Source organism: Acidiluteibacter ferrifornacis (assembly GCF_009909615.1).
Taxonomy (GTDB): Bacteria; Bacteroidota; Bacteroidia; order Flavobacteriales_E; family Vicingaceae; genus Acidiluteibacter; species Acidiluteibacter ferrifornacis.
On the sequence record NZ_WWNE01000005.1, the window covers coordinates 269,562 to 293,888 of the forward strand.

At 34.9% G+C, this 24,327-nt stretch carries 27 protein-coding genes; 5 read left to right on the top strand and 22 right to left on the bottom strand.

All coding sequences use genetic code 11. From position 1 onward, the window contains the following. Positions 1–33: 33 nt before the first annotated feature. From GQN54_RS05485 to GQN54_RS05505, 5 genes are read right to left on the bottom strand one after another with little or no spacing between them, the layout of a single operon-like run. On the bottom strand, positions 34–1,011 hold the full coding sequence (locus tag GQN54_RS05485) for a sodium-dependent bicarbonate transport family permease (protein WP_160632512.1): 978 nt from the start codon (positions 1,009–1,011) through the stop codon (positions 34–36). Between the two features lie 29 nt (positions 1,012–1,040). Further along, a complete protein-coding gene (locus GQN54_RS05490) occupies positions 1,041–1,997 on the bottom strand; it encodes an L-threonylcarbamoyladenylate synthase (protein ID WP_160632513.1) in 957 nt (318 codons plus the stop codon). Then, complete coding sequence (locus GQN54_RS05495; RefSeq protein ID WP_160632514.1) at positions 1,997–2,293, bottom strand: hypothetical protein; 297 nt, start codon at positions 2,291–2,293, stop codon at positions 1,997–1,999. Before GQN54_RS05495 ends, GQN54_RS05490 begins: the two co-directional genes overlap by 1 nt. A gap of 7 nt (positions 2,294–2,300) precedes the next feature. Continuing rightward, a complete protein-coding gene (locus GQN54_RS05500; RefSeq protein WP_207554831.1) occupies positions 2,301–2,477 on the bottom strand; it encodes a hypothetical protein in 177 nt (58 codons plus the stop codon). 19 nt (positions 2,478–2,496) lie between these two features. Next, positions 2,497–3,933, bottom strand: coding sequence for an NADP-dependent isocitrate dehydrogenase (locus tag GQN54_RS05505; RefSeq protein ID WP_160632516.1), 1,437 nt, complete (start codon positions 3,931–3,933; stop codon positions 2,497–2,499). A 96-nt stretch (positions 3,934–4,029) separates the two neighbouring features. Between GQN54_RS05505 and GQN54_RS05510 the strand changes: the two genes are divergently transcribed. Next, positions 4,030–4,953 carry a LysR family transcriptional regulator gene (locus GQN54_RS05510; protein WP_160632517.1) on the top strand — a complete coding sequence of 308 codons (924 nt, stop codon included), beginning with the start codon at positions 4,030–4,032 and terminating at the stop codon, positions 4,951–4,953. Here the strand turns inward: GQN54_RS05510 and GQN54_RS05515 are convergent. The 10 genes from GQN54_RS05515 to GQN54_RS05560 form a co-directional block, all read right to left on the bottom strand. Continuing rightward, the gene (locus GQN54_RS05515) at positions 4,950–6,524 is read right to left on the bottom strand and encodes a SulP family inorganic anion transporter (protein ID WP_160632518.1); all 1,575 of its coding nucleotides are present in this window, start codon (positions 6,522–6,524) and stop codon (positions 4,950–4,952) included. The two genes, GQN54_RS05510 and GQN54_RS05515, sit on opposite strands and share 4 nt — an antisense overlap. A gap of 75 nt (positions 6,525–6,599) precedes the next feature. After that, positions 6,600–7,085 carry an RrF2 family transcriptional regulator gene (locus GQN54_RS05520; protein WP_235932976.1) on the bottom strand — a complete coding sequence of 162 codons (486 nt, stop codon included), beginning with the start codon at positions 7,083–7,085 and terminating at the stop codon, positions 6,600–6,602. Between the two features lie 83 nt (positions 7,086–7,168). Further along, a complete protein-coding gene (locus tag GQN54_RS05525) occupies positions 7,169–8,047 on the bottom strand; it encodes a pirin family protein (protein ID WP_160632519.1) in 879 nt (292 codons plus the stop codon). A 60-nt stretch (positions 8,048–8,107) separates the two neighbouring features. Further along, positions 8,108–8,704: a Crp/Fnr family transcriptional regulator gene (locus tag GQN54_RS05530; RefSeq protein WP_160632520.1), complete on the bottom strand. Its 597-nt coding sequence runs from the start codon at positions 8,702–8,704 to the stop codon at positions 8,108–8,110. Positions 8,705–8,755: 51 nt separating this feature from the next. Next, a complete protein-coding gene (gene trxA, locus GQN54_RS05535; protein ID WP_160632521.1) occupies positions 8,756–9,058 on the bottom strand; it encodes a thioredoxin in 303 nt (100 codons plus the stop codon). Between the two features lie 37 nt (positions 9,059–9,095). Next, a complete protein-coding gene (locus GQN54_RS05540) occupies positions 9,096–12,005 on the bottom strand; it encodes a T9SS type A sorting domain-containing protein (RefSeq protein ID WP_207554832.1) in 2,910 nt (969 codons plus the stop codon). Between the two features lie 124 nt (positions 12,006–12,129). After that, positions 12,130–12,390 carry a hypothetical protein gene (locus GQN54_RS05545; RefSeq protein ID WP_160632523.1) on the bottom strand — a complete coding sequence of 87 codons (261 nt, stop codon included), beginning with the start codon at positions 12,388–12,390 and terminating at the stop codon, positions 12,130–12,132. Continuing rightward, the gene (locus tag GQN54_RS05550) at positions 12,387–12,704 is read right to left on the bottom strand and encodes a rhodanese-like domain-containing protein (protein ID WP_160632524.1); all 318 of its coding nucleotides are present in this window, start codon (positions 12,702–12,704) and stop codon (positions 12,387–12,389) included. The genes GQN54_RS05545 and GQN54_RS05550 overlap by 4 nt, the downstream gene beginning before the upstream one ends. Further along, entirely contained in the window at positions 12,701–12,982 is a 282-nt protein-coding gene (locus GQN54_RS05555; RefSeq protein ID WP_160632525.1) for a rhodanese-like domain-containing protein, read from the bottom strand. The genes GQN54_RS05550 and GQN54_RS05555 overlap by 4 nt, the downstream gene beginning before the upstream one ends. A gap of 5 nt (positions 12,983–12,987) precedes the next feature. Beyond that, positions 12,988–13,188 carry a DUF6132 family protein gene (locus GQN54_RS05560; protein WP_160632526.1) on the bottom strand — a complete coding sequence of 67 codons (201 nt, stop codon included), beginning with the start codon at positions 13,186–13,188 and terminating at the stop codon, positions 12,988–12,990. Positions 13,189–13,360: 172 nt separating this feature from the next. Between GQN54_RS05560 and GQN54_RS05565 the strand changes: the two genes are divergently transcribed. Then, the gene (locus tag GQN54_RS05565) at positions 13,361–14,473 is read left to right on the top strand and encodes a T9SS type A sorting domain-containing protein (RefSeq protein WP_160632527.1); all 1,113 of its coding nucleotides are present in this window, start codon (positions 13,361–13,363) and stop codon (positions 14,471–14,473) included. 141 nt (positions 14,474–14,614) lie between these two features. Next, positions 14,615–15,727: a T9SS type A sorting domain-containing protein gene (locus GQN54_RS05570; RefSeq protein WP_160632528.1), complete on the top strand. Its 1,113-nt coding sequence runs from the start codon at positions 14,615–14,617 to the stop codon at positions 15,725–15,727. 262 nt (positions 15,728–15,989) lie between these two features. Here GQN54_RS05570 and GQN54_RS05575 read toward each other — a convergent pair whose 3' ends face one another. The 5 genes from GQN54_RS05575 to GQN54_RS05595 all read right to left on the bottom strand — a co-directional run bounded on the left by GQN54_RS05575 (position 15,990) and on the right by GQN54_RS05595 (position 19,631). After that, positions 15,990–16,595, bottom strand: a complete 606-nt coding sequence (locus tag GQN54_RS05575; protein WP_160632529.1) for an alpha-ketoglutarate-dependent dioxygenase AlkB family protein — start codon at positions 16,593–16,595, stop codon at positions 15,990–15,992. 2 nt (positions 16,596–16,597) lie between these two features. After that, entirely contained in the window at positions 16,598–17,509 is a 912-nt protein-coding gene (locus tag GQN54_RS05580) for a mechanosensitive ion channel family protein (protein ID WP_207554833.1), read from the bottom strand. A 4-nt stretch (positions 17,510–17,513) separates the two neighbouring features. Beyond that, entirely contained in the window at positions 17,514–18,317 is an 804-nt protein-coding gene (locus GQN54_RS05585; RefSeq protein WP_160632530.1) for an ion transporter, read from the bottom strand. A gap of 163 nt (positions 18,318–18,480) precedes the next feature. Then, the gene (locus GQN54_RS05590; protein ID WP_160632531.1) at positions 18,481–18,996 is read right to left on the bottom strand and encodes an outer membrane protein; all 516 of its coding nucleotides are present in this window, start codon (positions 18,994–18,996) and stop codon (positions 18,481–18,483) included. 17 nt (positions 18,997–19,013) lie between these two features. Then, on the bottom strand, positions 19,014–19,631 hold the full coding sequence (locus GQN54_RS05595) for a tetratricopeptide repeat protein (protein ID WP_160632532.1): 618 nt from the start codon (positions 19,629–19,631) through the stop codon (positions 19,014–19,016). A 43-nt stretch (positions 19,632–19,674) separates the two neighbouring features. On the opposite strand from GQN54_RS05595, the gene GQN54_RS05600 reads away from it, so the two are divergent. Both GQN54_RS05600 and GQN54_RS05605 read left to right on the top strand, forming a co-directional pair. Then, entirely contained in the window at positions 19,675–20,322 is a 648-nt protein-coding gene (locus GQN54_RS05600) for an NAD-dependent epimerase/dehydratase family protein (protein WP_160632533.1), read from the top strand. A gap of 32 nt (positions 20,323–20,354) precedes the next feature. After that, positions 20,355–21,626 carry an NAD(P)/FAD-dependent oxidoreductase gene (locus GQN54_RS05605; protein ID WP_160632534.1) on the top strand — a complete coding sequence of 424 codons (1,272 nt, stop codon included), beginning with the start codon at positions 20,355–20,357 and terminating at the stop codon, positions 21,624–21,626. A gap of 296 nt (positions 21,627–21,922) precedes the next feature. Here GQN54_RS05605 and GQN54_RS05610 read toward each other — a convergent pair whose 3' ends face one another. After that, positions 21,923–23,041 carry an endonuclease/exonuclease/phosphatase family protein gene (locus tag GQN54_RS05610; RefSeq protein WP_160632535.1) on the bottom strand — a complete coding sequence of 373 codons (1,119 nt, stop codon included), beginning with the start codon at positions 23,039–23,041 and terminating at the stop codon, positions 21,923–21,925. Positions 23,042–23,060: 19 nt separating this feature from the next. Further along, the gene (locus GQN54_RS05615; protein WP_160632536.1) at positions 23,061–24,272 is read right to left on the bottom strand and encodes a bifunctional 3,4-dihydroxy-2-butanone-4-phosphate synthase/GTP cyclohydrolase II; all 1,212 of its coding nucleotides are present in this window, start codon (positions 24,270–24,272) and stop codon (positions 23,061–23,063) included. Positions 24,273–24,327 lie beyond the last annotated feature (55 nt).

A 24,327-nucleotide genomic window follows, 5' to 3' on the forward strand; every position in this document is an offset into this window, starting at 1 on the left:
CAAAAAGGAGCTCAGGGTTGAGCTCCTTTTTTATTAAATGAAATTACAACAATTGATTACCCAAAGATATATTGGCATTCCAAAGGTTACATTAAATGGAAATGTAATGGCTAATGCCATCGGAATAAAAATTCCGGGATTTGCTTTAGGAACAGCAATTTTAATTGCAGCAGGGACAGCGATATAAGAGGCGCTGGCGGCTAGAATACAAAACATTAATCGGTTGCCTACAGATAGTGTAAACCAACCACTAGCAAGAGCTACTACAATACCATTAATCAATGGGATGATGATTGCAAAAGCAGTGGTAAACCAACCACTTTTCAAAAAGTCAAAGAGTTTTCTTCCTGAAACTATTCCCATGTCCAATAGAAAAATAGCGAGAAAGCCTTTAAATAAATCGGTAGTAAAAGGTTCAATACCAACAGACTGCTTGTCGCTAGCTAAAACTCCGATTACTAAACTTCCTAGGATTAAAATTACTGAACCATTAGTTAGGGAGTGCTTGACCACCGATCCGATACTTATATTAGGTGAGGCAAGGTTTGGTTTACTGTAAAGTCTAATTAAAATCACACCGACGATAATGGCTGGTGCCTCCATTAAAGCCATAACTGCGACCATATAGCCGCTATATTCTATTTGTAAAGCTTCCAAAAACATAACTGCTGTTACAAAAGTTACCGCACTTATTGAACCATATGAAGCTGCTATAGCACCTGAATTTTCTATACTTAATCTTCTTTTTAATATGTAAAAAGTATAAATAGGAATAATAGAAGCCGCAATTATTCCAAACAACATTGCCCAAACAATTTCAGCATTCATCTCGCTATGAGCTAATTCTCTACCACCATTAAACCCAATAGAAAATAATAAGTACAAGGAAATAAACTTGGATGAGTTTGGAGGAATTTCCAAGTCACTTTTTAATCTTACAGCTATGATTCCGAGGACGAAAAACAAAAGTGCAGGATTGGTTAAATTATCGAATAGTAAATCTAAATTCATGGGTTTTGCTAAATGAATAAATAAAATAATTACAGATGTGCTGCTCTTTTTAATCGGTCATTGATAGTTTTACCTAATCCAATATCTGGAAGAGGTTCAACGACGGTATAGTCTAATTTTAATTGATCGAGATGATACAGTTGATGATACAAATTGCTTACTGCCTCCTCCATACATTGTTTTTTAGAAAGCGAAACGGCGACTATTCCTTTTGGAGCAACGAACTCATTAAAGTGAAGGACTCCAATTTTTTGTTCTTTAAATTCCTCAATAACAATTTCAAAGTCTTTAGAAACAATCGTTTTAGTAATAGGAGCATAATGCTTTTTAGACATACCCGGAGTTACAGTTTTTGAGGAGTTGTCATTATTAATGTAAACCTTGCCAATTGTATTCTCTAATTCTTCAATTGTTACAACTCCTAATCGATAAACGATGACTTTGTTTTTATTAAACCCCACAATTGTTGATTCTAATCCCTTCTTACATTTTCCCCCATCTAAAATCATAGGAAGCTCATTCGGAAAATAGGAGGCTACTTGCCTGGCTGAAGTTGGACTTATACGTTCGAAAGGATTTGCACTTGGAGCAGCTACAGGTCCAACTAATTGAATTAGTTTTAAAGTTGTTTTGTGATCTGGCATCCTTAATGCCACTGTTTCTTTTCCTGCAGAAATAACGGAACTAATGGACTTATTCTTTGGAAGAATTAAGGTCAGCCCTCCGGGCCAAAAGGCCCTAGTTAACGCTTCCGCCTTTTCAGGAAATTCTTTCACAACACTTTGTAATTGCTCGTAGTTAGCGATATGAACAATTAAGGGATTTGTTGATGGTCGTTCTTTCAATTGATATATTTGCTTTAATGCGTTTACGTTAAAAATGGAGGCACCTAATCCATATACGGTTTCCGTTGGAATTCCTACGATGCCCCCACTATTTAAAATTTTTGCAGCTTTTTCAATTGATTTTGAGATTAAAGCTGCCATTATTGAGCCAACTGTTTTGCAGGTACTAATTCTATATTGATGTCGCATCTAATTTTAAAATCTAACCCATTTTCAGCTGCATCAAGCACTAATTGCTTAATTTGCTCTTTCATGGCAGTAAGCTCTTTCACTCTTTTTTCTGAATGACTCACATTTCCATTAGATCGCTCTTGAATTCTAAAAGCTTCTACATCATGATACTTTATTTTATTACTAATAAGTGCCACTAAAATTCTTCCCGCGTCATCGGTGTCGTATTGACCTTCAATTAGTTTAAATGATTTTTTGTTTTCCATGATTATTTTATTTTGAAGTTGTTTTAAATTGTAATCGTTTCCACATCATTGCGATAAATAGTACTCCTATTCCTAGTAGGGCTTGAAAGGTTAAGTTTTGTGGTTCATAGAAGGTGAGAGAGAGACTAATAATCACCCACAAAACAGCGATTTTCATTTTTTTTCTTTCTTTTCTAAATGGCATATTGCTATTTTTTTGTGAATTATTGTCCTTGACCTAATGAGAATGCAGGTTTTCCTTCAAAGGCATATAAATTTTCAGTTTTGACAATATCTATTTGATTTTCCATAGCACTTCGTAGAAGTTTCAAGATTTCTTCTTTAGGGACATCGGTTTGATTTTCAGATTGAAATCTACATCTCCAATGGTCTGTACAAAATGTTTCTTTAAATCCTTCGGGCCACACCTTAATTCCTCTGTTGGTTATCATTTTTAGTTGCAATAAACCACCATCCAATTTTTGAAGTCTTTCTGCAATTTCATTTGGGTCTATTCCATTCCAATGGACAAAAGCATCTATTCCAAGTAGAGTTTTTGTTTTTGAAGGCTTTTTGATATAAGATGGAAGGACCAACGCTGCACCATTTTTAAAGTCTACCGGTGTTAAGGTCGAAGGCAATTTTCCTAAATTTTGGATTACTGCCTCTGCAAATTCGATTGTTCCAACTTTTTTCTTGCTTATGTTTTCCTTATAAATGTCAGCAGTATGTATTCCTTGTTCTATTGTTGTTAAAAGTGCATTTTTTATCTTTTGAGCCACAGAAGATTGACCGATGTGATTTAGCATTAATATAGCGCCCTCCAATAAACCTGTAGGGTTTGCTATTCCTTGACCTGCAATCATCGGGGCAGATCCATGAATCGCTTCGAACATGGCACATTCTTCTCCGATATTTGATGAACCTGCAAGCCCAACTGAACCTGTAATTTGTGCAGCAATATCAGAAATCATGTCTCCATAAAGGTTAAGAGTAACAATGACTTCAAAGTCTTCAGGAGTGTCGGCTAGTTTAGCTGAGCCTATATCCACAATCCAATGCTCATTTTCTATTTCTGGATAATCCTTCGCAACATCATTAAATACCTCTCTAAACAATCCATCTGTTTGTTTCATGATATTGTCTTTTGTCATACAAGTCACTTTTTTTCTTCCGTATTGTTTAGCGTATTCAAAAGCATATCGTACTATCTTTTCACAACCAGGTCGACTGATTAATTTCAAACATTGAACAACTTCATCCGTTTGCTGATGTTCTATTCCTGCATACAAATCCTCTTCATTTTCTCTAACAATCACTACATCCATTTTTGGATGTTTGGTGGATACGAAAGGATGAAGACTCATGCATGGTCTTACGTTCGCGTACAATCCCAGAAACTTCCGAGTAGTAACGTTTAAGCTTTTATAGCCTCCACCTTGGGGCGTAGTAATTGGTGCTTTTAGGAATACTTTGTTGTTACGAATGATATCCCAAGATTCATTTCTAATTCCCGAAGTAATACCCGATAAATAAACTTTTTCGCCCACTTCAATCTCATCAATTTCAATTTGAGCGCCTGCTGCTTTCAAAATTTTTAGAGTAGCATCCATTATTTCCGGACCTATTCCATCTCCTTTTGCAATGGTGATTCTTGTCATTGTGTTTGTTTTTAGATTAAATTGATGGTACAAATATTGGATAAACTAATCATATAATTTTATTTATATTTGTAATGAGAACCATTAAAATAGTTTATGAATTATACTTTACATCAATTACAAGTGTTCTTAAAAGTGACTCAATGTGAAAGTGTTACGAAGGCTGCTGAGGAGTTGCATTTGACACAACCTGCAGTCTCAATTCAATTAAAAAATTTTCAAGATCAATTTGATATTCCCTTAACAGAGATAGTTGGGAGGAAGCTCTTCGTTACAGAGTTCGGTAAAGAGATTGGAGTTGCAGCACAAAATATTATCAATGAGGTGAATGCCATCAATTACAAAACAATGGCACATAAGGGACAGCTAACTGGTCGGTTAATTTTATCTATTGTTTCAACTGGTAAATATGTAATGCCATTTTTTCTAACTCAGTTTTTAAAAGATAATCCGGGAATAGAGTTATCGTTGGATGTTACAAACAAAACTAAAGTAATACAAAGCTTGGAGCAAAACTTAGTAGATTTTTCATTGGTTTCTGTACTACCAGAAACTATAAAAATAGAGTCTGTCGAGTTGATGCAGAATAAATTGTACTTAATTGGAAATACAGAGAAATCATTCCGAAAAAAGCCATATTCTTATGATATTCTGAATGAACTTCCTTTAATTTATAGGGAAGAAGGGTCAGGAACAAGAAGTGTGATGGAAAAGTTTATCAAACAGAATAATTTACCCGTGCGTAAAACAATGGAATTGACCTCTAACGAGGCAGTAAAGCAGGCAGTTATTGCTGGATTAGGATATTCAATTATGCCTTTAATTGGGATAAAGAATGAGCTTAAAAATGAGACACTTCAGATTATTCCTGTCAAACATTTTCCAATCATTTCCAACTGGAACTTAATTTGGCTGAAAGGCAAGAGTTTCTCGCCTTCAGCTCAAGCATTTGTGGATTATATCCAACTTCATAAGAGTGATATAATCACCAAGTATTTTGATTGGTATGAGCGATATTAACTCTCAATTAATGTGACATGCGAAGTATTTTCAATACTATAATCCTTTTTAAGGCCTTTCAATTCTACAGTTACTTCTTTATCCTTGCTGCCAAATTCTAAGAAATCATCTATCAAATTTAGTACATCATGATCTATATAAACAGTATCTGCTGCATCAATGATTACTTTAGAACCTTTTGGAACATCATATAAAGTTTGTTTAATGGCTGCTTTATTCAAAAATGATACTTCTTGTGCTAGTTTTATATGAATTGTTTCTCCTTCGTGATGGTTCTCCTTGTTGAAGAAATAAGCCAGTTTGAGGTTGTCTCTTAAAATGAAGAAAACACTTACCACTAGTCCGATTCCAATACCTCTTAACAAATCAGTAGCAATGATGGCTACCACAGTCACTGCGAAAGGGATAAACTGATATTTACCATTTTTCCACATTTTTTTGAAAATGGTAGGGTTTGCTAGTTTGTATCCAATCATAATTAAAACCCCTGCTAAACTTGCCAATGGAATTTTATTAAGAATGAAAGGGATAGCAACAACAGAACTAAAAAGGAAAATACCATGTGCAATAGCAGAAACTTTAGTTCTACCACCTGAATTAACATTTGCAGAAGTTCTAACAATAACTGAAGTCATAGGAATTCCTCCAATTAGACCACTTAGAATATTCCCGATTCCTTGAGCTTTAAGTTCGGTGTTGGAGTTAGTGAATCTTTTTAAAGGATCCATTTTAACAGAAGCTTCTATGCATAACAAGGTTTCTATACTCGCGACAATAGCTATAGTGATTGCTACAATCCAAACGTCTATATTAGTGATGGCTGAAAAATCTGGTGTCTGAAACTGGCCAATAAATGCACCAAATGATTCAGGAACTGGAAGGTTAACTAAATGTTCTTGACTGATGGCAAAAGAAGGAGATAAAGCGATAAAAGCCTCATTTATCAATGTTCCTGCTATTACAACCACTAGTGCACCCGGTAGAAGTTTCAAACGTTTTAAAGCTTCTATATTAGCGAATGCAATTAAGATTAAAACAGAAATAATACTAACCGCCATCGCCCCAGGATGAGAATAGTTGACCGCATCAATAATATCAGAAAAAATATTATGGCTCATTGATTTGTCAATGAAGAAGAAGTCACCCTCATGCTCAATGTCATAACCTACAGCGTGTGGTAATTGGGTTAAAATAATAATGATACCAATCGCTGCAAGCATACCTTCAATTACATTAGAAGGGAAGTAGTTGGAAATAGAACCAGCCTTTAGAAAACCTAACAATAATTGAAAAACACCAGCCAATACTACCGCCAACAAAAATGCTTCAAATCCGCCTAAAGTAGTGATTGCAGTAATTACTATCGCAGTTAATCCAGCAGCAGGGCCAGAAACACTAATTTGTGAATTACTAAACAATCCGACAACAATCCCACCGATTACACCGGCGATAATTCCTGAAAATAACGGCGCACCAGAAGCTAATGCTATACCTAGGCAGAGTGGGAGTGCAACAAGAAAGACCACAAGGCCTGAAAGTATATCAGTTTTAAAGTACTTAGTATTTATCATAATGTGGTTAATTTAAGGTTGCACAAATATCACGTAAACCTATTTAGAAATAAAGTTAAAAAAAGTGAAGCAAAGTTATAATTTATCATCAATCAATACCTTTCGTTCAGATGCTGATTTTAATCGGGTTTCTCTGTTTATGATATCGGAGAGTGTGGCTCCTTTTAATCGGTTGACCGTTTCGTTTCTTATTTCTAAAAATACTTCTCTTATACCACAAGTTTCTTCATCTACACACTCATCACATCGTTCATAAAAACGATAGGTCACACAGGGAAGCAGTGCTACTGCACCATCAAAAAGCCTGGTGATCTCCGCCATGTCTATTTCTTCAGGTGCTCTATTTAATAAATAACCACCTGACTTCCCTTTCTTACTGTTTAATATTCTCGCATTTTTTAATGCTAGTAATATAGATTCTAAAAATTTATGTGGAATGTTTTGATCCGTACTTATTTGTCCAATTGGAATTGGCGCTCCAGAATCGTTTTTGGCGAGATAGACTAATGCATTTATGGCGTATTTTGTTTTCTTGGAAAGCATATTTGTAAAAATAAGCATTTAATAAAAACAGCGTTTCACCTCTCGGTAGAATCAAAAAAAAAGACTCGACGAATCGAGTCTTAAGTTTGTAAATCAATACACTAATCTTCTAAGTAACCAAACTTTCCGGTATTAAAATCTTCAAAAGCTTGAATCAACTCTTCTTTTGAATTCATCACAAATGGTCCGTGAGCAGCGATAGGCTCATTAATCGGCTCTCCACTTAGAAGCAGTACAATTGCATTTGTTGTTGCTTTTATTTCAAAATGTTCTCCCTTGTTGTCCATTAAAACAAAATGATCTGTTTTTACAATTTCTCCGTCATTTACGCTGACTTCACCCTCCACTACTAACATAGCTGTGTTGTAATGAGCAGGAAAGTTAAAAGCGGCTTTTCCTCCTTTGTTTAATTTTACATTATGCAAATGAATAGGAGTAAAAGTTTGTGCCGTCCCTTTGTTTCCATCGTATTCTCCTGAAATAATTTCAATTGATCCATTATTGTCAGGTAATTCTACCTTCTTGATGGTGTTATTGGTTACTTCCTGATACTTTGGTGCTGACATTTTGTATGCTGCCGGAAGATTTACCCATAATTGGACCATCTGAAACTCTCCGCCATTTTTACTGAATTCGCGTTCGTGGTATTCCTTATGAAGAATACCTGATGCGGCTGTCATCCATTGTACGTCGCCTTCCCCAATAACGCCATTATTTCCAGCGCTGTCGTGATGAGCAATTTTACCTTTGTAGGCTATAGTGACCGTTTCAAAGCCTCTATGTGGATGCACTCCAACTCCTCTAGGTGAATCAGTAGCAGAAAAATAATGCTTGCTATTGTAATCCAACATGATAAAAGGATCCATTCTTTGCATATCTAACTGATAGGCACTAGGTATGAAATTATGAACTCTAAACCCATCTCCAACAAAATGAGGTGTTATAGGGGCGTATACTCGTTCAACTGTTTTTGTTTTCATGATTTTTTTATTCAAAGTTAGCTACCAGAATCTGAGTGCACATTGACCTATGATAAGAACTCAATTTCGCGGAGAAAAGTGTCGCTTTGCTAATTCTTTTCGCACTCTGCTCAAGCTTTCAGGGGTAATCCCTAAATAGGAGGCTATCATCCATTGGGGCACTCTCAATAGTAAATCAGGGTATATAGAAATAAAATCGAGGTATCGTTCTTCGGCAGTTGCTTCTAATAAGAATTGAATTCGATGTTGGAGCTGTCGAATGTGATTTTGCAATAATCGTTCGTTATAATTTCTGAAAGCAGCACTGATCTCAGATGCTTTTCTAATAAAATCATTGCTAAAATAAATGACAGTAGAAGGCTCTATAGCTTCTATGTAGTAATCGGAGGGTTCATTAAAAAATACACTGCTTCTGTCTGTAATTATCCATCCTTCGGGAGCAAACTGAATGACATGTTCCTTTCCGGATTGATCTATGCTGTAGGAGCGAAGTAGACCACTTTCCACAAAAAAGGAATGGGTGCAAACGGCTCTTTTTTGAAGTAGAATAGTTCCTTTAGGGATTTCTTTTTCTTTTAAATAGGGGTGTAGACTCTGAAATTCTAGATCAGAGATGCCTGAACGTTCTACTAAATAAGTCTTAAAGGATAAAAACATTGCTGCAATTTCCTAAATATTTTGTTCAGTTTGGAAATTGTTTGAAACGATCTACTTTGAATATTGTTGAATCAATTGTGCCAATTGATCTGCAGGAACAACTCCCGATTGCCTCCATTTAATCTCTCCCTCTTGAAAAATGATCAAAGTTGGGACGCCTTGTATTTGAAACTTTGCAGCCACCTGAGGATTCTTATCGACATCTATTTTAAGGATTTTAGCTTTATCGCCAACTCTCGTTTTTAAATCCTCCAATATAGGTTTCATCATCTTACACGGACCACACCATTCTGCATAGAAATCCACCAATACTGGCTGGTCACTGTTTATTAATTCAGAAAATTTATTTGCCATTTTTGTTTATTTTATTTCTTCTAAAGGATGTATAGTGTTATTCTGTTAAAACCAACTTTCTTGTTTGATTACCAATCCTTAAGATATAGATTCCTTTATCAAATCCGGTTAAACTAAATTCTAGATTATTTTTAGTCAATTGCTCATCTATAATTAATTGACCCTTTGTATTGTAAATCCTTAAGTATTGGTTTTTGATTTTCAGTCCAGCAAGTTGGATTGTAAAATTGCCTGAACTTGGATTCGGATAGACAATAAACTTATTTTCAGTTCTATTTTCTTTGATTGAAGTTAAAGTTATATTATGGCAACCAGAGGTGTCTGTACATCCATTTTTTGAGACAATTACTGCAAAATTTCCATTTATTGAAGGAGCAAATAGCTGATTTGTATCTCCATGAATTGGAGTATAATTGCTATCGCAATTCACCCATTGATAAGATGCCCCATAAGTTTTAGAGACTAAGAAAGTCGGAAAAGTACTAACTGAAGTATCAATTGAAGTCACCTTTATAGAAAATGAATCTAAAGAGATACAATTGTTTGCATCTGTTATAGTGATGTAATAACTACCATTAGTTAAACTGTTAATAGAGTTAGTAGTATCTCCAGTACTCCAATTGTATTTGTAGGGTGATTTATCTCGACCCATTACTCGGGTAGATAAACCTAAATTTCTTTTACCTTTAGTATCAGCTGCTAAAACCCAATCAGCTGCAGAATTATTATCAATTCTTCCTATTCTTGTGAAATTTAATGAAGTGCTTGAACTAACAATTCCATTTCCTTTCCACTCATTATTGATTCTAATAGTATCTCCCTTAATTATAGGTGACATGGATTGTATTTGGGTGGAGTCCCAAAACCAAGCAACAAAATCTTGAACGTTTGCGTTGCTATCTATTAATGCGACCCAGCCCATTCCAGGACACTGCCAATACATATTACTTCCCCAATATTTAGGGTTTTGGTAATTACTATCATTTTTGAAATCTATCCAACCTTCTGGCAAAATACCTGACAGGTCCCAAGTATTAGGATTCTCAATGTTAATATTCGAGTATTGGTCGCCAATAGCAATATACCAACCCGTAGCATCAAAAGGAGCACCTGACACATTTGAAATTTCTACAAAATCTGGATCACAAATGCGGACTTCTGTAATTAATAACTTTTTTACTTTTCCAACATTGCCTCCTGTAGAATTTAAAGTTATAGATCCTACTGAATCATTATAGCAAGGAACATTTTGAATCACTTCATTCTTAATAATTGGGTAGGATTTAACAGTAAATGTATCAATGAATGCACAGTTATCCGCATCTGATATTGTTAAAGTATAGTTTCCAGCTTGTAACCCTGTAATAGAGGCTGAGGAGTCTAAGTTAGACCACGACAACTTATATTTATTTGATGGAATTCTACAGGTTTCAAAAATGGTATTGGGTCGTTTATTGCTTATCCCATCAAAAGCAGAACTAGTACAAGAATTAGAACTGTTTTTTCTAAACATTACAGTTGTGTCTGCAGTTATTGATTGTTTAACTTTATGATTATTAGAAAAACCTGGATTTACAAAACAAACTTCAATCACAAGGTTTGATACTCCGTCCCACAGATAAGGAGTATCAAATTGATGTTTATTCCAGCCTGTTGTCAGTGCAACGGTGCTAGAATTTAGAACTGATGATAAACCGTTAATCCAACTGCCTGAAAGTTTTGTATTATTGGTGCATCCTGCTTTTATAATAAAATTATAGCTATTGTTTGGATTTGAGCCAGAATTTACTTCAACATCGAAAGAAATAGCAGAGATTAAACTTGCTCCTGATATGCCTTGAGCATTTAATTCAGCTGCTGTGTATAAGATTTGGTGTTTAGAGGATCTTGAAAAATTTCCATAGACTGACGGAAATTCATAATTTATATTTAATAAAGAATCAAACCCTAAAGTATCGCTTTTAGAAATTCCTGTGCATAACGTTGTATTTATATTTGCACATAAATTATACGGTTTTCCTCCCTTAATACTGTCTAGTTGAATAATCCCATCATTTGAAGTTGGACAGTTCACATCATATATTGAGGCATCTATTTTGTAGATTGGCTTTTGAGAGTCATTTATTATTACAGAACCTAGAGTCACTTTATTTAAGTTATCATAAACAGAAACATCATATTTTCCTGCCGCTAAGTTTTTTATGGTATCTGTAGTTGCACCATTAGACCATTGGTAAGTAAATGGAGGAGTCCCAAACTCAAATCTGGATACACAGGCACTTCCTGTTTTAGAGCCAAAACATAGATTGTCATTAATTTTTTTTGTTTCTATTTTAAAGGTGCTATTGCTGAAAACCGTAATGTCATCAAGTGCAATATTTATATAACGTGAAGTTGCACGAATACGAAAAACAATGCTATCCATTCCTCCAAAAGGGGTTAAATCAATGATTTCTTCTTTCCAAGCATTAAGATTTCTTGTCCACGGCGGAACAAAGTCATTATTAAAAGAGACCCCATTATTGGTACTTACATCAAAATGTAACTTAGTGTCGCTACGAGGGTACGGAGAATTCAAGTGACTCCAAAATGAAATGCCTGGATTAGAGACTGCAGTAAAATCATAAATCGGACTTATAAGATTTGCAGAACTACCATAACAATTTAATACTCGCATATAAAGATATACTCCACTTGGAGTGCCAGTAGTGTGATCTGAGCTTGGACCGGTATTGATTGTTTGTCCAACTCCATTGGTGTCTGTTAACCAATCTCTTTGGTCTGTATTTACATTTTTCCATTTTGAAGTTAACAAACAAGTGTCCAAACAACCTTGATTACAGTAGGATTGATTGTCAAAATTTTCAATATCTGGAAATGTATTTGTTTGTCCAAAGACTAACAAACTCAATAGAAATAATAGTAGTGGGGAAATTACTTTCTTCAAAATCAGTACTAGTTTCAAGAATAATACTTTAAAATTAAAACAATCAAATAGATATTGCAACTTTAATCTATGAAAAGGTGATCAATTATTGTCAAAACTATTAAGATAAACTCAATAAATTATATTAATCAGTAAGTACAAAGAGTGATTTTATTTCTTCATATTTAACCGAATCCAACGATTGATTGTCAGATTCATTACTTGCTGCGCAGCTGCTATTTACACCACATGTTCCACCAAATAGGGTCTGAACCAATAGTACGCTACCGATAATATAAAACACTACTTCACCAGATCGATAGGCTTCAACTCCGACAATGATAGTTAGTGCTAAACGTACCAATCGAATCCAGTTCCAATGCTTTAAATTAATGAGGTTTTTCATTTTATTTTATTGTTCAAACTCATCCATCCTCCACCATTGTGCACTACTTGAAATCCATTAGATTTCAAAATTCCCTTAGCCGAAGCACTTCTCATACCCGAAGCACAACAAGTAATAATGGGCTTGTTTTTATCTTTTAATGTTTTCAACTTACTCGATATTTGATCTAAAGGAATGTTTACCGATCCCTTAATATGACCTTGTGAATATTCACCTTTAGTTCTTACATCTATTATTGTAGCTCCTTCACTAACTAATTGTTTATAATCAGTTTTAGGGCCCAATCCGAATAATTTTCTTAAACTATCTATCATTGTTGAGCTTGTATATAATTAACATCCAACCAAGATCCTGCATTACAGCAATCTAAACCTGTATGTGAAAGATAGTGAGCAGCTTGACCACTTCTTCCACCAGAAGCACAGCATAAAACAACTGGAGTTTTTAATGCTTTAATTTCATCCATTCTCGAAGTGATTTCTTGTAACGGAATATTAATCGAACCTGCTACATGACCTCCTGCAAACTCAGCAGTGGTTCTTACATCAACGATAGTTCCTTGCCCTGATTTAATAATTTCTTCTATATTCATTTTATTTATTTTTCTTTAGTTTTAGTTTGAAACAGACTAAATATCAATGCTCCCATGATTGAGCCGTATACTGTACTATTAATAGGATTGGAAGTAATGTTGCAGCTACCACTGTTACAACCGATTTTAAGGTAATAGAAATAGCCAACGATTCCTCCAAACACGAGGCCTACAATAATTAGAATATGTTTCTTTATAAAATTCATTTAAAAGCAAAGTTAAGGGCTTTTAAAACGAACTTCTGTTACCTATGTTACACTATTAAATGATGAGAGAAAATTATTCATCTGATTAAATTGTAAGAAAAATTAGGTAAAACTCTGATAACAATAATAGTATATAACATTAAGTTTGGAACAGGTCCTTAAATTTTATCTTATGAAAAAATTTGTTCTTCCTTTCTCGATTTTTATTCTTTTAGGTCCCTCACTCATTTCAGCAGATTTACTTTCAACAAGTGAACATATACCAAGTTCTATTAGCGCTGATGCTACCATAGGGGTTCTTGATTGGGCTAATCCTGTTAATGCTTGTTTATCCGATAATACTTATGCTTCTGCTACGACTCTTGTGCTCGGGGCAAAAACTAAATACATGAAAGCAACAGGCTTCGGGTTTAGTATCCCTCTAACTGCTACAATTACGGGTATAGAGGTGGTTATAGAAAAGGGAGCTTCTGGAGTCCTTCAAAAAGTAAGAGATGAGTCTATTCGAATTGTTAAAGAAGGAAATATTGTAGGTAATGATTTAGCAAAAAGTGACATATGGAGATTTTCCGATAGTAAGCATACGCATGGTTCATCTTCAGAAAAATGGGGAACTGATTGGACTGCTGAAGATATTAATCACCCCAATTTTGGTATTGCTATTTCAGTTAATTTGTCAGGTATAAGCGTGCTTCCCTCTGCAAGAATAGACTATGTTTCGATAAAAGTTTACTACAATAATCCTTTACCTATAAAAATGGTTGCATTTGAGTTAAACAAACATTTTGATCAGGCAGTTCAACTAAGATGGACTACATCAGCCGAGATAAATAATGACTTTTTTGAGGTGCAACGCTCTAAAGATGGGGTGAATTGGATGAAAAGAGAAGAACTTAAAGGAGCAGGAAATAGCAGTCAATTAGTACAGTACTCATTTCATGATAAAGTAGACTTTAGCGGGTGGGTATATTATCGTATTAAACAAGTGGATTTTGATGGGGCTTTTGAATATTCTGATACTAAAGCAATTGAAATCAATACTAATACTTATCTCAACACCATTTATCCTAACCCAAGCATTGGTCGAATCAATATACCTATTGATGAAAAAGTCGGCATCATAAAAATTTACAATAGTTCAGGTCGTCTTATCCTGAAAGAAATAGTGAGTCAGAGTAGTTTAGTTTCAATTGATATTGGTGACTCCAGTAAAGGGTTACACATTGCTCAATTAGAATCATCAAATGGAGAGCTACTTTTCAAAGAGAAATTCGTAATCCAATAGCGATTTTTGATTCTCAATGATTTAATTCTTCCCGATATTAGTTTTTATATTTAAGGGAAATGCCTAAAGGATTTAGGCATTTCTATGAATACTTGATTTAATGTACAGTGTAGGTTTGTATTAACCATAAAAACCACACTCATGAAGTATTTTAGTTTGCTTTTGTTTTCCACTTTCTATTTCGGTACAAATTCTATAAATGCTCAAATTATAGAATCTATCATTCACTCTTCAAATAATATTACTACCATCGAAAATGGAGGAAGTGGAGACTGGAATAAACCCACTAATATTATGCTTTCTGATAACAGTTTTGCCTCTACCACCAGTAATCAGAATGGGACCGTTTCAGAATATATCGTTGCTTCACAATTTAACTTTAATATTCCGACATCTGCCACAATTACAGGAGTGAAAGTGATGATAGAGAAGGAAGCTATAGGAGAACAACAAGAAGTAAAAGACGAGGTAATTAAACTAGTGAAAAATGGGATGATAATAGGAGAGAATTATGCCTTTCCTGCGATTTGGGAAAATGAAGAATTCTTCCAATCTTATGGTGGAAGTGATAGTAAATGGGGCACCTCTTTGAATGTAGAGGATGTGAATAATGGAGAGTTTGGTATTGCCCTATCTGTTAGACTAAATGGAGTGGGAGAAGTACCTAGTGCTAAGATTGATTACATAGGGATGGTTGTATATTATATTGATCCTTTGCCTATAAAATTGACTTCGTTTCAAATTAAAAAGTCGTTTCAAAACATGGTTTTACTGGAATGGACTACTTCATCTGAAATTAACAATGATTATTTTGAAATTGAGAGATCGATAGATGGTAAAAAATGGGAGAAAAGAGGACAAGTAGATGGAGTAGGGAATAGCAATCAGTTGAATCACTATGCCTTCAATGACCATTTGTCCAGCGAAAAATGGTTTTATTATCGATTGAAACAAATTGATTTTAATGGACAATACGAATACTCCCCAATAGAGGCAGTGGAAAACAATAAGGTTACTGATAACAACTACTTTTACCCTAATCCAAGTTCAGGAGTTATTCATTATGAGGTAGATGATACTATTGGAAAAGTTAAGATTTTTGATACCTTAGGCAAACTGTTGTTGCAACATAGCAATCATGAAATCGGAGTATTATCGATTGATTTAAGTACTATAGGAAAAGGTGTTTTTTTAGCACAAATTGAATCAAAAGAAGGAGAAACGGTTTCTGTACAAAGAATTGTAAATAAATAGCCTTATCAAAAAATGATAAGGCTATCCATTCAAAGCTTCTAGACTTTGAATGCAGTTGTAGTCTTTTTTGGAATGGAAAAAACAAAAATTTCTATCGAACTCATCATTGATTACCATTCTAAAACCACAAGACGAATAAAATAACAAAAGCGTCTACTCTAATTGCTAATTTAACAGTGATTTAACATTCGGTTTTATTTAAACTCTTCTGAAATAGAATTTATTTTGATGTAAGTTGCTGTTGTGAAGAGTTTTAAATCTTCTAATGTTTGAATCTTCTAAATGTTAAATTAATTCGTGGTTTAGTGATTTTTTTTGATTTTGGTAAAGCGTGTTTCCAAAAATGCTGTACTTCACCTTTCATGTCCAATAGGCTACCACCTTCTAAAAACAGTTCGACTTTTTTTCCAGATTCCTTATGCTTAAAGGCAAATTTTCTGGTTGAACCTAGACTTAGTGAAGCTATGGAACTATTGTTAACTAATTCAGGCTCATTATCACTATGCCAACCCATTCCTTCTTCTCCGCTGTGGTATAAATTTAAAAGACAACTGTTGTATTTTGATTCTGTGGCTGCTTCTACTATTTTTTTGAGTTCTAAGAGGGTTGCAGTCCATTTCAAAGCGATTTTTATCGAATTAGAGTAGGAGTAAGCGAAATTTTCATCAGCATACCAAGCCACTTTTCTCGAGGTAATCACCCGTTTGCCAAATAGCAAAAGTTCATCATGTTTCCAATCAATCTCTTGCAAAAGTCGTTGAAAATAATTTTCTTGAAGCTGGTGCTCTATTACTTGTTCGTAATAATAGACTTCTCCATCATAGGGCAGAAGATTGATGTTGGCATCGAATGGAAATAAAGAATTCACCTTTATTTTTTGGTTAATGTTTCTACTTCCAATTTCGGAGATTCTTTAATATAAATATTATTGTTCGAGAAGTTAATTTCTCCGTTGGTAGCACTTATTTCTTTTAGAATTTCTTTAAATAGTTTCGATTTCATTCCTCTTCTTCGGTTGTAGGTAACCACATATCTTAATGTATATTCTACCCAACTATCTTTAGCAGAAACTGATATCATTGGTTCCGTTTGAGCTTCTTCTAATCGATACTTGTTTCTCAGTGTATCCCACTGTTGATGAGATTGATTGCTCAAGTCTTCTGCGAATCGCTTACCAATTGCCAGTATGATCTCTTCTGCTTTATCATAATTACTACCATAATCAATGGGTATAATTATTTCATCCCATAGAAATGGAAAATCTCCCGAGTAGTTGAATACTGGCTCTTTAAGCACATAGCTATTGGCAATAAAAACGATTCTCCCATTGTACAAATCGCCGTTCACCCATTCACCAGTTTCCATAATGGTAGTGCGCAGAACACCAATATCCATTACATCTCCTTTAATACCGCCTAGTTGCACTCGGTCGCCTGTTTTGTAAAATCCACCAAACATGATGGCAATCCATCCTGCAAATGATGCGATAACTTCCTGCAATGCGAAGGCAACGCCAGCTCCCGCAACACCTAATGCTACCGTTAATCCGCCTAGCTTATCACTGAAAACCACAGTTAGTAAAACAATGGTAAGAATATAGCCCAAGAATGAGCTGAATTTTTTGGCCTTATATCTATTTTCATTGTCTTCAATCTTTGAAAATAATCGGCGTTGAATCCATTTGATAATAATCCAGATTATTGCCACACCAACAGCAATAGTAATTACTTTGCTGACTGTAGGGTCGTACAATACATTTTTGATATATTCTTGAATTTCCATTTAACTATTTCTCATTTTTTGGTTCAAATACCTGCCCACAATTATCACAGAATGCTGCTGCTATTCTGTTCTTAGCACCACAATTTTTACAATCTTTCCCTACCTCTTTGGCGTTGGACATTGCGACTGTCACAATTCCGGTAGGCACAGCAATAATGGCATAACCAATTATCATAGCTGCTGATGAAATGAATTTACCCAAAACAGTATGCGGAACCAAATCACCATAACCAACTGTGGTAATGGTTACAATTGCCCAGTAGATACTTTGAGGTATACTCGTAAAACCTTCTTCACCACCTTCTACTACATAAATCACAGTTCCCATTAGAGTTACTATGGCAATTAGAGCCATGAAAAAAATGCTAATCTTGTATAAACTCGACTTGAGCGCTTCAATCAACCCTTGTGCTTCTGTGCTAAATCGAACCAATTTCAATACTCTAAAAACCCTCAATAGTCGGAAGATTCTTACCACTAATAAATAATGATAACCCACCAAAAAGAAGCTTAGATAAGTAGGAAGTATTGATAATAAATCGACAATTCCCCAAAAGCTAAAAATGTATTTGATGGGCTTTGGACTAATCCAGATCCGTATTAAATATTCTAGTGTGAAAATAACTGTTAGGATCCACTCAATGATATAGAATTCAGCTTTGAAATTAGCCCCCAATTCTGGAACACTTTCTAACATGACTACCATTACCGAAAGCAGAATAATCCACAATAGTATAATATCAAAGTTTCTTCCTGCGCGGGTATCCGTACCAAATACAATTCGGTTGAGTTGTTGTCTTAATGTCATTTAATTAGTTCCATTTTTTGATTTTAAGGAATTGGTTGTTATGCAATTTTACATCAATCAAACACCAATATCAATAGGTAGGTTCATTTTTAATCAACAAGTAACTATTAGAATAAAAAAAGGAGATAAATTACTTTATCTCCTAATCTTTAAGTTTTTGATTCTATTGAAAGAAATATTTTAAACCTACTGTAATTGCACCTTGATCGTATTTATCTATTATCAAGTATTTGACTTCTGCGAAAGGCCTTAAGTTTTCGGTAGCTTTAATGTCTAATCCACCGCCGAAATTGACACCAAGTTCAGTGTCTCCTTCTCGGTCATCATCAAAGGCAGGATGATCATCGTATTTAACGCCAACACTTGTAATATTTAGCCCTACTAATCCGTATGGTTGCACGATTTCTTCCGAAGAAAGGAAATAGTAATTTAAATTTACATTGAAGTCATTCCAAAACCTTCTTTTTTCAAATGGGCCATTTTCGTCAACATTAAAGAAGGAGAAATCTGCGGCCAATGTTGCTTTTTCAGTAATGGCAAATCCTGCTCTTAAATCCAATCCTACTTCTTCCACTTCAGATCCGTAATCTAAGCCTACACCTGCACTAAATTGAGCCCTAGCGGTGGTTGTAATCACTAATAATAATCCTGTTAATCCTAATAATCTCAGCTTTTTCATTGTGTTAGTTTTGGTTTCTACTCTTTTAGTTTAAAACCAGAACGTACAAAGTTGATAAACGAGTCTCTTTCTTCTTTAGAGGTAAATACACTGAAAATTTGTTGAACAAGTCCTTTTTTGTTTCTTTTTTCTAAGTCTATTTCCCGTTGAATATTTCGAGGCTCTATTTTTTCCCCTTGTATTTCGTGGTCATGTCTTCCACCTACAAGTTCTTTGCCTTCTTTCAAAGCACTCAATTCGTCCGCTTTCGCAAATTTCTCTTTTGCACTTTCAATATAGCCCAACTTTTCTTCTAATAGACCTAAATTGTTGTAAGATACATCATCTAGAGGATCAATTTCAATAGCCATTTTATAATCGATGATTGCTGCTTCTGTATCTCCAAAACTATCTTTGACAAACGCTCTACTAGAATATCTGTACCCATTTTGGGGTTGTAATTCCACAGCTTTGTCCATATCTCTTAAAGCTTCCTTTTTCTTTCTTAAGTGCAGGAACGCAACACCTCTTTCGCTGATTAATTCTGCTGCGTCTGGAAAAGAGCTGATTGCCTTATTTAGAAGTTCAATGGCAGCTTCGTACTTTTGATCTTTTAATAATTCAATTGCCTTGGTGTGATATTTTCTAATCTCCATAATTGTAATTTGAACACAAAATTAAGCACTAAAGACTTGTAATATGAAAAAAGCATTAATATTAGGATCTACTGGATTAATTGGATCATACGTAGTCGAACAACTCAAAAACGATAGTAGGTATTCAAAAGTAATTTTAGTAAACAGAAGGGCAACTCATCCAACGCATCCTAAAGTGGAAGAAATCGTTGTTGATTTTAATCATTTGCAGTCTGAGTTCAACCAGTTAGCTATCGATGAAGTCTTTTGCTGTATAGGCACCACTATAAAAAAGGCTGGGAGTCGTGAAAATTTTAAAGCCGTAGACTATGCTATTCCAGTTCAGTTTGGGAAAATAGCCCTCCGAAACAAATGGCCTAATTTTGCATTTGTCTCTTCTTTAGGAGCTGATGCGAAAAGTTCTACATTTTATACTAAAGTGAAGGGTGAAGTTGAAGAAAAACTCATCGATTTTGGTTTCAAGAACCTTGTAATTGTTCGACCTTCTTTATTGCTAGGAGAGCGAGATGAATTCAGGTTCGGAGAGCGAATAGCACAATTGGCTTTTTCGGTTTTAGGATTCGTAATGGTTGGTCCACTTAAAAAGTATAAAGCCATTCAAGCTAAACAAGTAGCTAAGTCTATGATTTACTATATGAATCAGAAGAACTCCAAAATTATTCATGAAAATGATGAATTATTGGCAGTTTAAAGGCTTACATTTACCGTCTCAAAGGCATGAATATGAATATTCCAGACGTAGAAATTCCCAGAATTGTTATAATAGGTGGAGGGTTCGGTGGAGTGACTCTTGCCCAAGACCTAAAGAATAAGAATTTTCAAGTTGTTCTATTAGACAAAAACAATTATCACACTTTTCAGCCCCTTTTATATCAAGTAGCAACTGCCGGTTTAGAACCTGACTCTATCGCTTATCCTTTGCGAAAATTATTTGAAGATCAACCCAATTTATTTTTTAGATGGGCAGAAGCAAAGTACATTGATACGGCAACCAATATGGTAGAAACTAACATTGGACCCTTATCGTATGATTATTTGGTGATAGCGAGTGGTTCTGACACTAATTTTTTTGGATTAAATCAATTGCAAAAAGTCTCGATGACGATGAAAAGTGTCACGGAGGCTTTAGATCTCAGAAGTTGTATCCTACAAAATTTTGAAAGCGCATTATTGACTTCTGATTTAGAAGAACAAAACAGTTATATGAACTTTGTAATTGTAGGTGCGGGACCTACAGGAGTAGAGTTAGCTGGAGCTTTAGCTGAATTGAAAAATCAGATATTACCAGGAGATTATCCTGATTTAGATTTAAGGAAAATGAAAATCAATCTGGTAGAGGCTGCTGATAAAGTTCTGCCTCCGATGTCTAAGCAAGCTTCTGAAAAGGCTGAAATCTATTTGAAAAAACTGGGTGTGAATGTTTGGTTGAACACTGCAGTTGAAGATTACGATGGAGAGGTTGTAAAAATTAAGAACGGTAAAAGCTTTAAAAGTAAAACGCTGATATGGTCAGCAGGGGTAAAAGGTGCAATTATAGAAGGTTTAGCTGATGATATTGTAGAAAGAGGACGGTTACAGGTCAATGAATTTAACTTAGTAAAAAATCAAACCAATATTTTTGCTGTAGGCGATGTAGCCTTTATGAAAACAGAGGCTTACCCCAAAGGACATCCTATGGTGGCACCTGTGGCCAATCAGCAAGCGGCACATTTAGCCAAAAACCTCGTTGCAATCGCCCAAGGTAAAAAAACTGTTCCTTTTAAGTATTTCGATAAAGGTTCTATGGCGACCATTGGAAGAAATAGGGCAGTGGTAGATTTACCCCGATTTAGATTTCAGGGAACTTTCGCTTGGTTTGTTTGGATGTTTATTCATTTAATTTCTTTAGTTGGATTCAGAAATAAAATCGTCACCTTTTTCAATTGGGTATACAATTACTTTGTCTTCGAGAAGGGTGTTCGCTTAATTATTAGACCCTATTCTCGTAAAAAATAAGCTTTTGTTTTCGCTTAAGCGTTTTGATCAAATTGTGCATTTAAATAATAGGTCTAACCAGTTTTAAAAGCTTTGGAGGTCTGATAGGCTTATTTAGCTATCACGAATTACGCTGTGCATATTATTGTTCTAATTTCACCTTGAAGCACTTCATAAATATAAGGGATTTTCTTGTTCTTTTGGCTTGAACCAAAATGAACCAAAAGTTCAAGGCTTTGAGTAATTTAATCGTTAGTGTGTTTGAAATTATACAATTAAGTCTTCGATTAAATGCAGCACTTAAATAGGTAATAGATTTACTCTTTGTCTGATGATCTAGCCTTATCCCAATTAATATATGCTACAATAGGGTGGTGGTCACTTAGTTTTTCAGGCAATGTGAAGAATTGTTCAGCAACTAGACCTTCAGAGTGCAGAATATAATCTATTCGAAATGAAGGAAATTTCCCGATATAGGTTTGTCCAAAACCTCTTCCTGCTTCTAGAAAGGAGTCTTCCAAATCCTTAGCAAGTGCTTGATAAGCATAGGAGGTAGGAGTATCGTTTAGGTCGCCGCAAACGATTACCTTGTAGGGAGATTTTGCAATACTCTCTTTAATGAGATTTACTTGAGTTTCTCTACGTTGAAATGCCTCTTTCAATTTATTCAGCAGCATTTTTTCATTTCCAAAGTAGGTAGAGAAACTATTCGCATAAACATCGTTGATGGTTTTATAATCTACTCGTTCTAGTTTTATAGAAGCTAAATGCATATTGTATACCCGAATTATTTCTTTCTCCGTTTTTATATCTGTATAAATGCAAATGTTATGCTCTCCATCATCAAACTTTACACGGCCTCTGTTGAGAATGGGATACTTGCTAAAAGTAGCAATACCCCATTTGTTGGGTCCTTTTACATAGGAATATTCATCGTGTTTGTAGGTAATGTTGGGGAAGGTCATTAAGCTATCTAGCGTTTTGAACTCGTAGGTTTTATCTTGGCTAAAATAAAATTCTTGCAAACACAAAATGTCAGCTTTTTCGGTACGAATCAGTCGGAAGATATCGTTTCGAGTATGTTTGTCTTCCTGCCACATGTATAAATCAAACAGGCGAACATTATGGCTCATAATTTTTAAGGCATCAGGAGATGCTTCTTTCATTTTATTGAGCTGAATCATTTTAGGAATACTTTGATAACCTAAAATCAATACAATCAAAGATAGTACAAATCGAATTCTGCCGACAACCATCCAGCCAATAAGAAACAGTATGTTTAACAGAATTAATGCAGGAAGCGCTAAACCAAAAAATGCAGGAAACAATACGAAGGAAGGAGAAATATGACTTGCAGCATATCCAATCAGCAACGATACCGCTGCCAATATATTCAACAAATAGAATATTGCTCCAAGAAATTTAAACTTCTTCAAAATAATTAATGAATCGGGTTTATTTCTTGTTTAAACTCAATTTGTGTCCCATTTTTTCCTTTTTGGTTTTAAGATAAAGCTCGTTGTGTTTATTTGAATCTATCTCAAGGCTAATGTTTTCAACGATTTCTAATTGATATCCAATCAATCCAGTTCTTTTTTGAGGATTATTGGTCATCAACTTCATTTTGGCTACTCCTAGGTCTCTAAGGATTTGGGCACCAATTCCATAATCTCTTTCGTCCATTTTAAAGCCTAATTTTAAATTCGCTTCAACAGTGTCGAAACCTTCTTCTTGTAATTTATAGGCTTTTAGTTTATTCAATAGGCCAATTCCACGACCTTCTTGATTCATGTACACGATTACACCCTTACCTTCCTTTTCAATCATCTCCATTGATTTTTGAAGTTGTGGCCCACAATCACAACGGCAGGAGCCAAAGATATCTCCTGTGATACAGGAAGAATGCACTCGAACCAATACTGGTTCGTCTTTTTCCCACGTACCTTTGATTAATGCCAAATGTTCTTGACCATTGGTCAATTGCTTATAGTGGATCAAGTCAAAATTTCCGTGTTCGGTGGGCATTTTTACTTGTACTTGTCTTTCAATTAGCGTTTCGTGTTGAATTCTATAAGCAATTAAGTCTTTGATAGAAATCAATTTTAAATCAAATTTTTTGGCAATTTCTTTTAGTTGTGGCAATCGTGCCATGCTTCCATCTTCATTCAAAATTTCAACTAAAATACCAGCTGGAGAAAACCCTGCCATTCTTGCTAAATCGATAGATGCTTCGGTATGACCTGCTCTTCTTAAAACTCCACCTGGCTTTGCTCTTAATGGAAAGATATGCCCAGGTCGACCTAGATCTTCAGGTTTAGTGGCTGGATCCGTTAATGCATTTATGGTTTTAGCTCGATCATGCACAGAAATACCAGTGGTACACCCATGTCCAATTAAATCAACGGAGACAGTAAACTGGGTGTGGTGTAAAACCGTATTATTGGTAACCATCAAGTCTAGTCCCAATTCGTCGCATCGGCTTTCTACTAATGGTGCACAAATTAAACCTCTACCATGAGTCGCCATAAAATTGATCATTTCTGGAGTAACGGCTTCAGCAGCAGCAATAAAATCTCCTTCATTCTCTCTATCTTCATCATCAACAACGATAATAACTTTACCTTTTTTGATGTCTTCTATTGCTTCTTCAATTGCATTTAATTTCATGGAAATCGCTTCTTAAATTATGGGTACAAACTTACTTAAAAAATCAGGTTGAGAT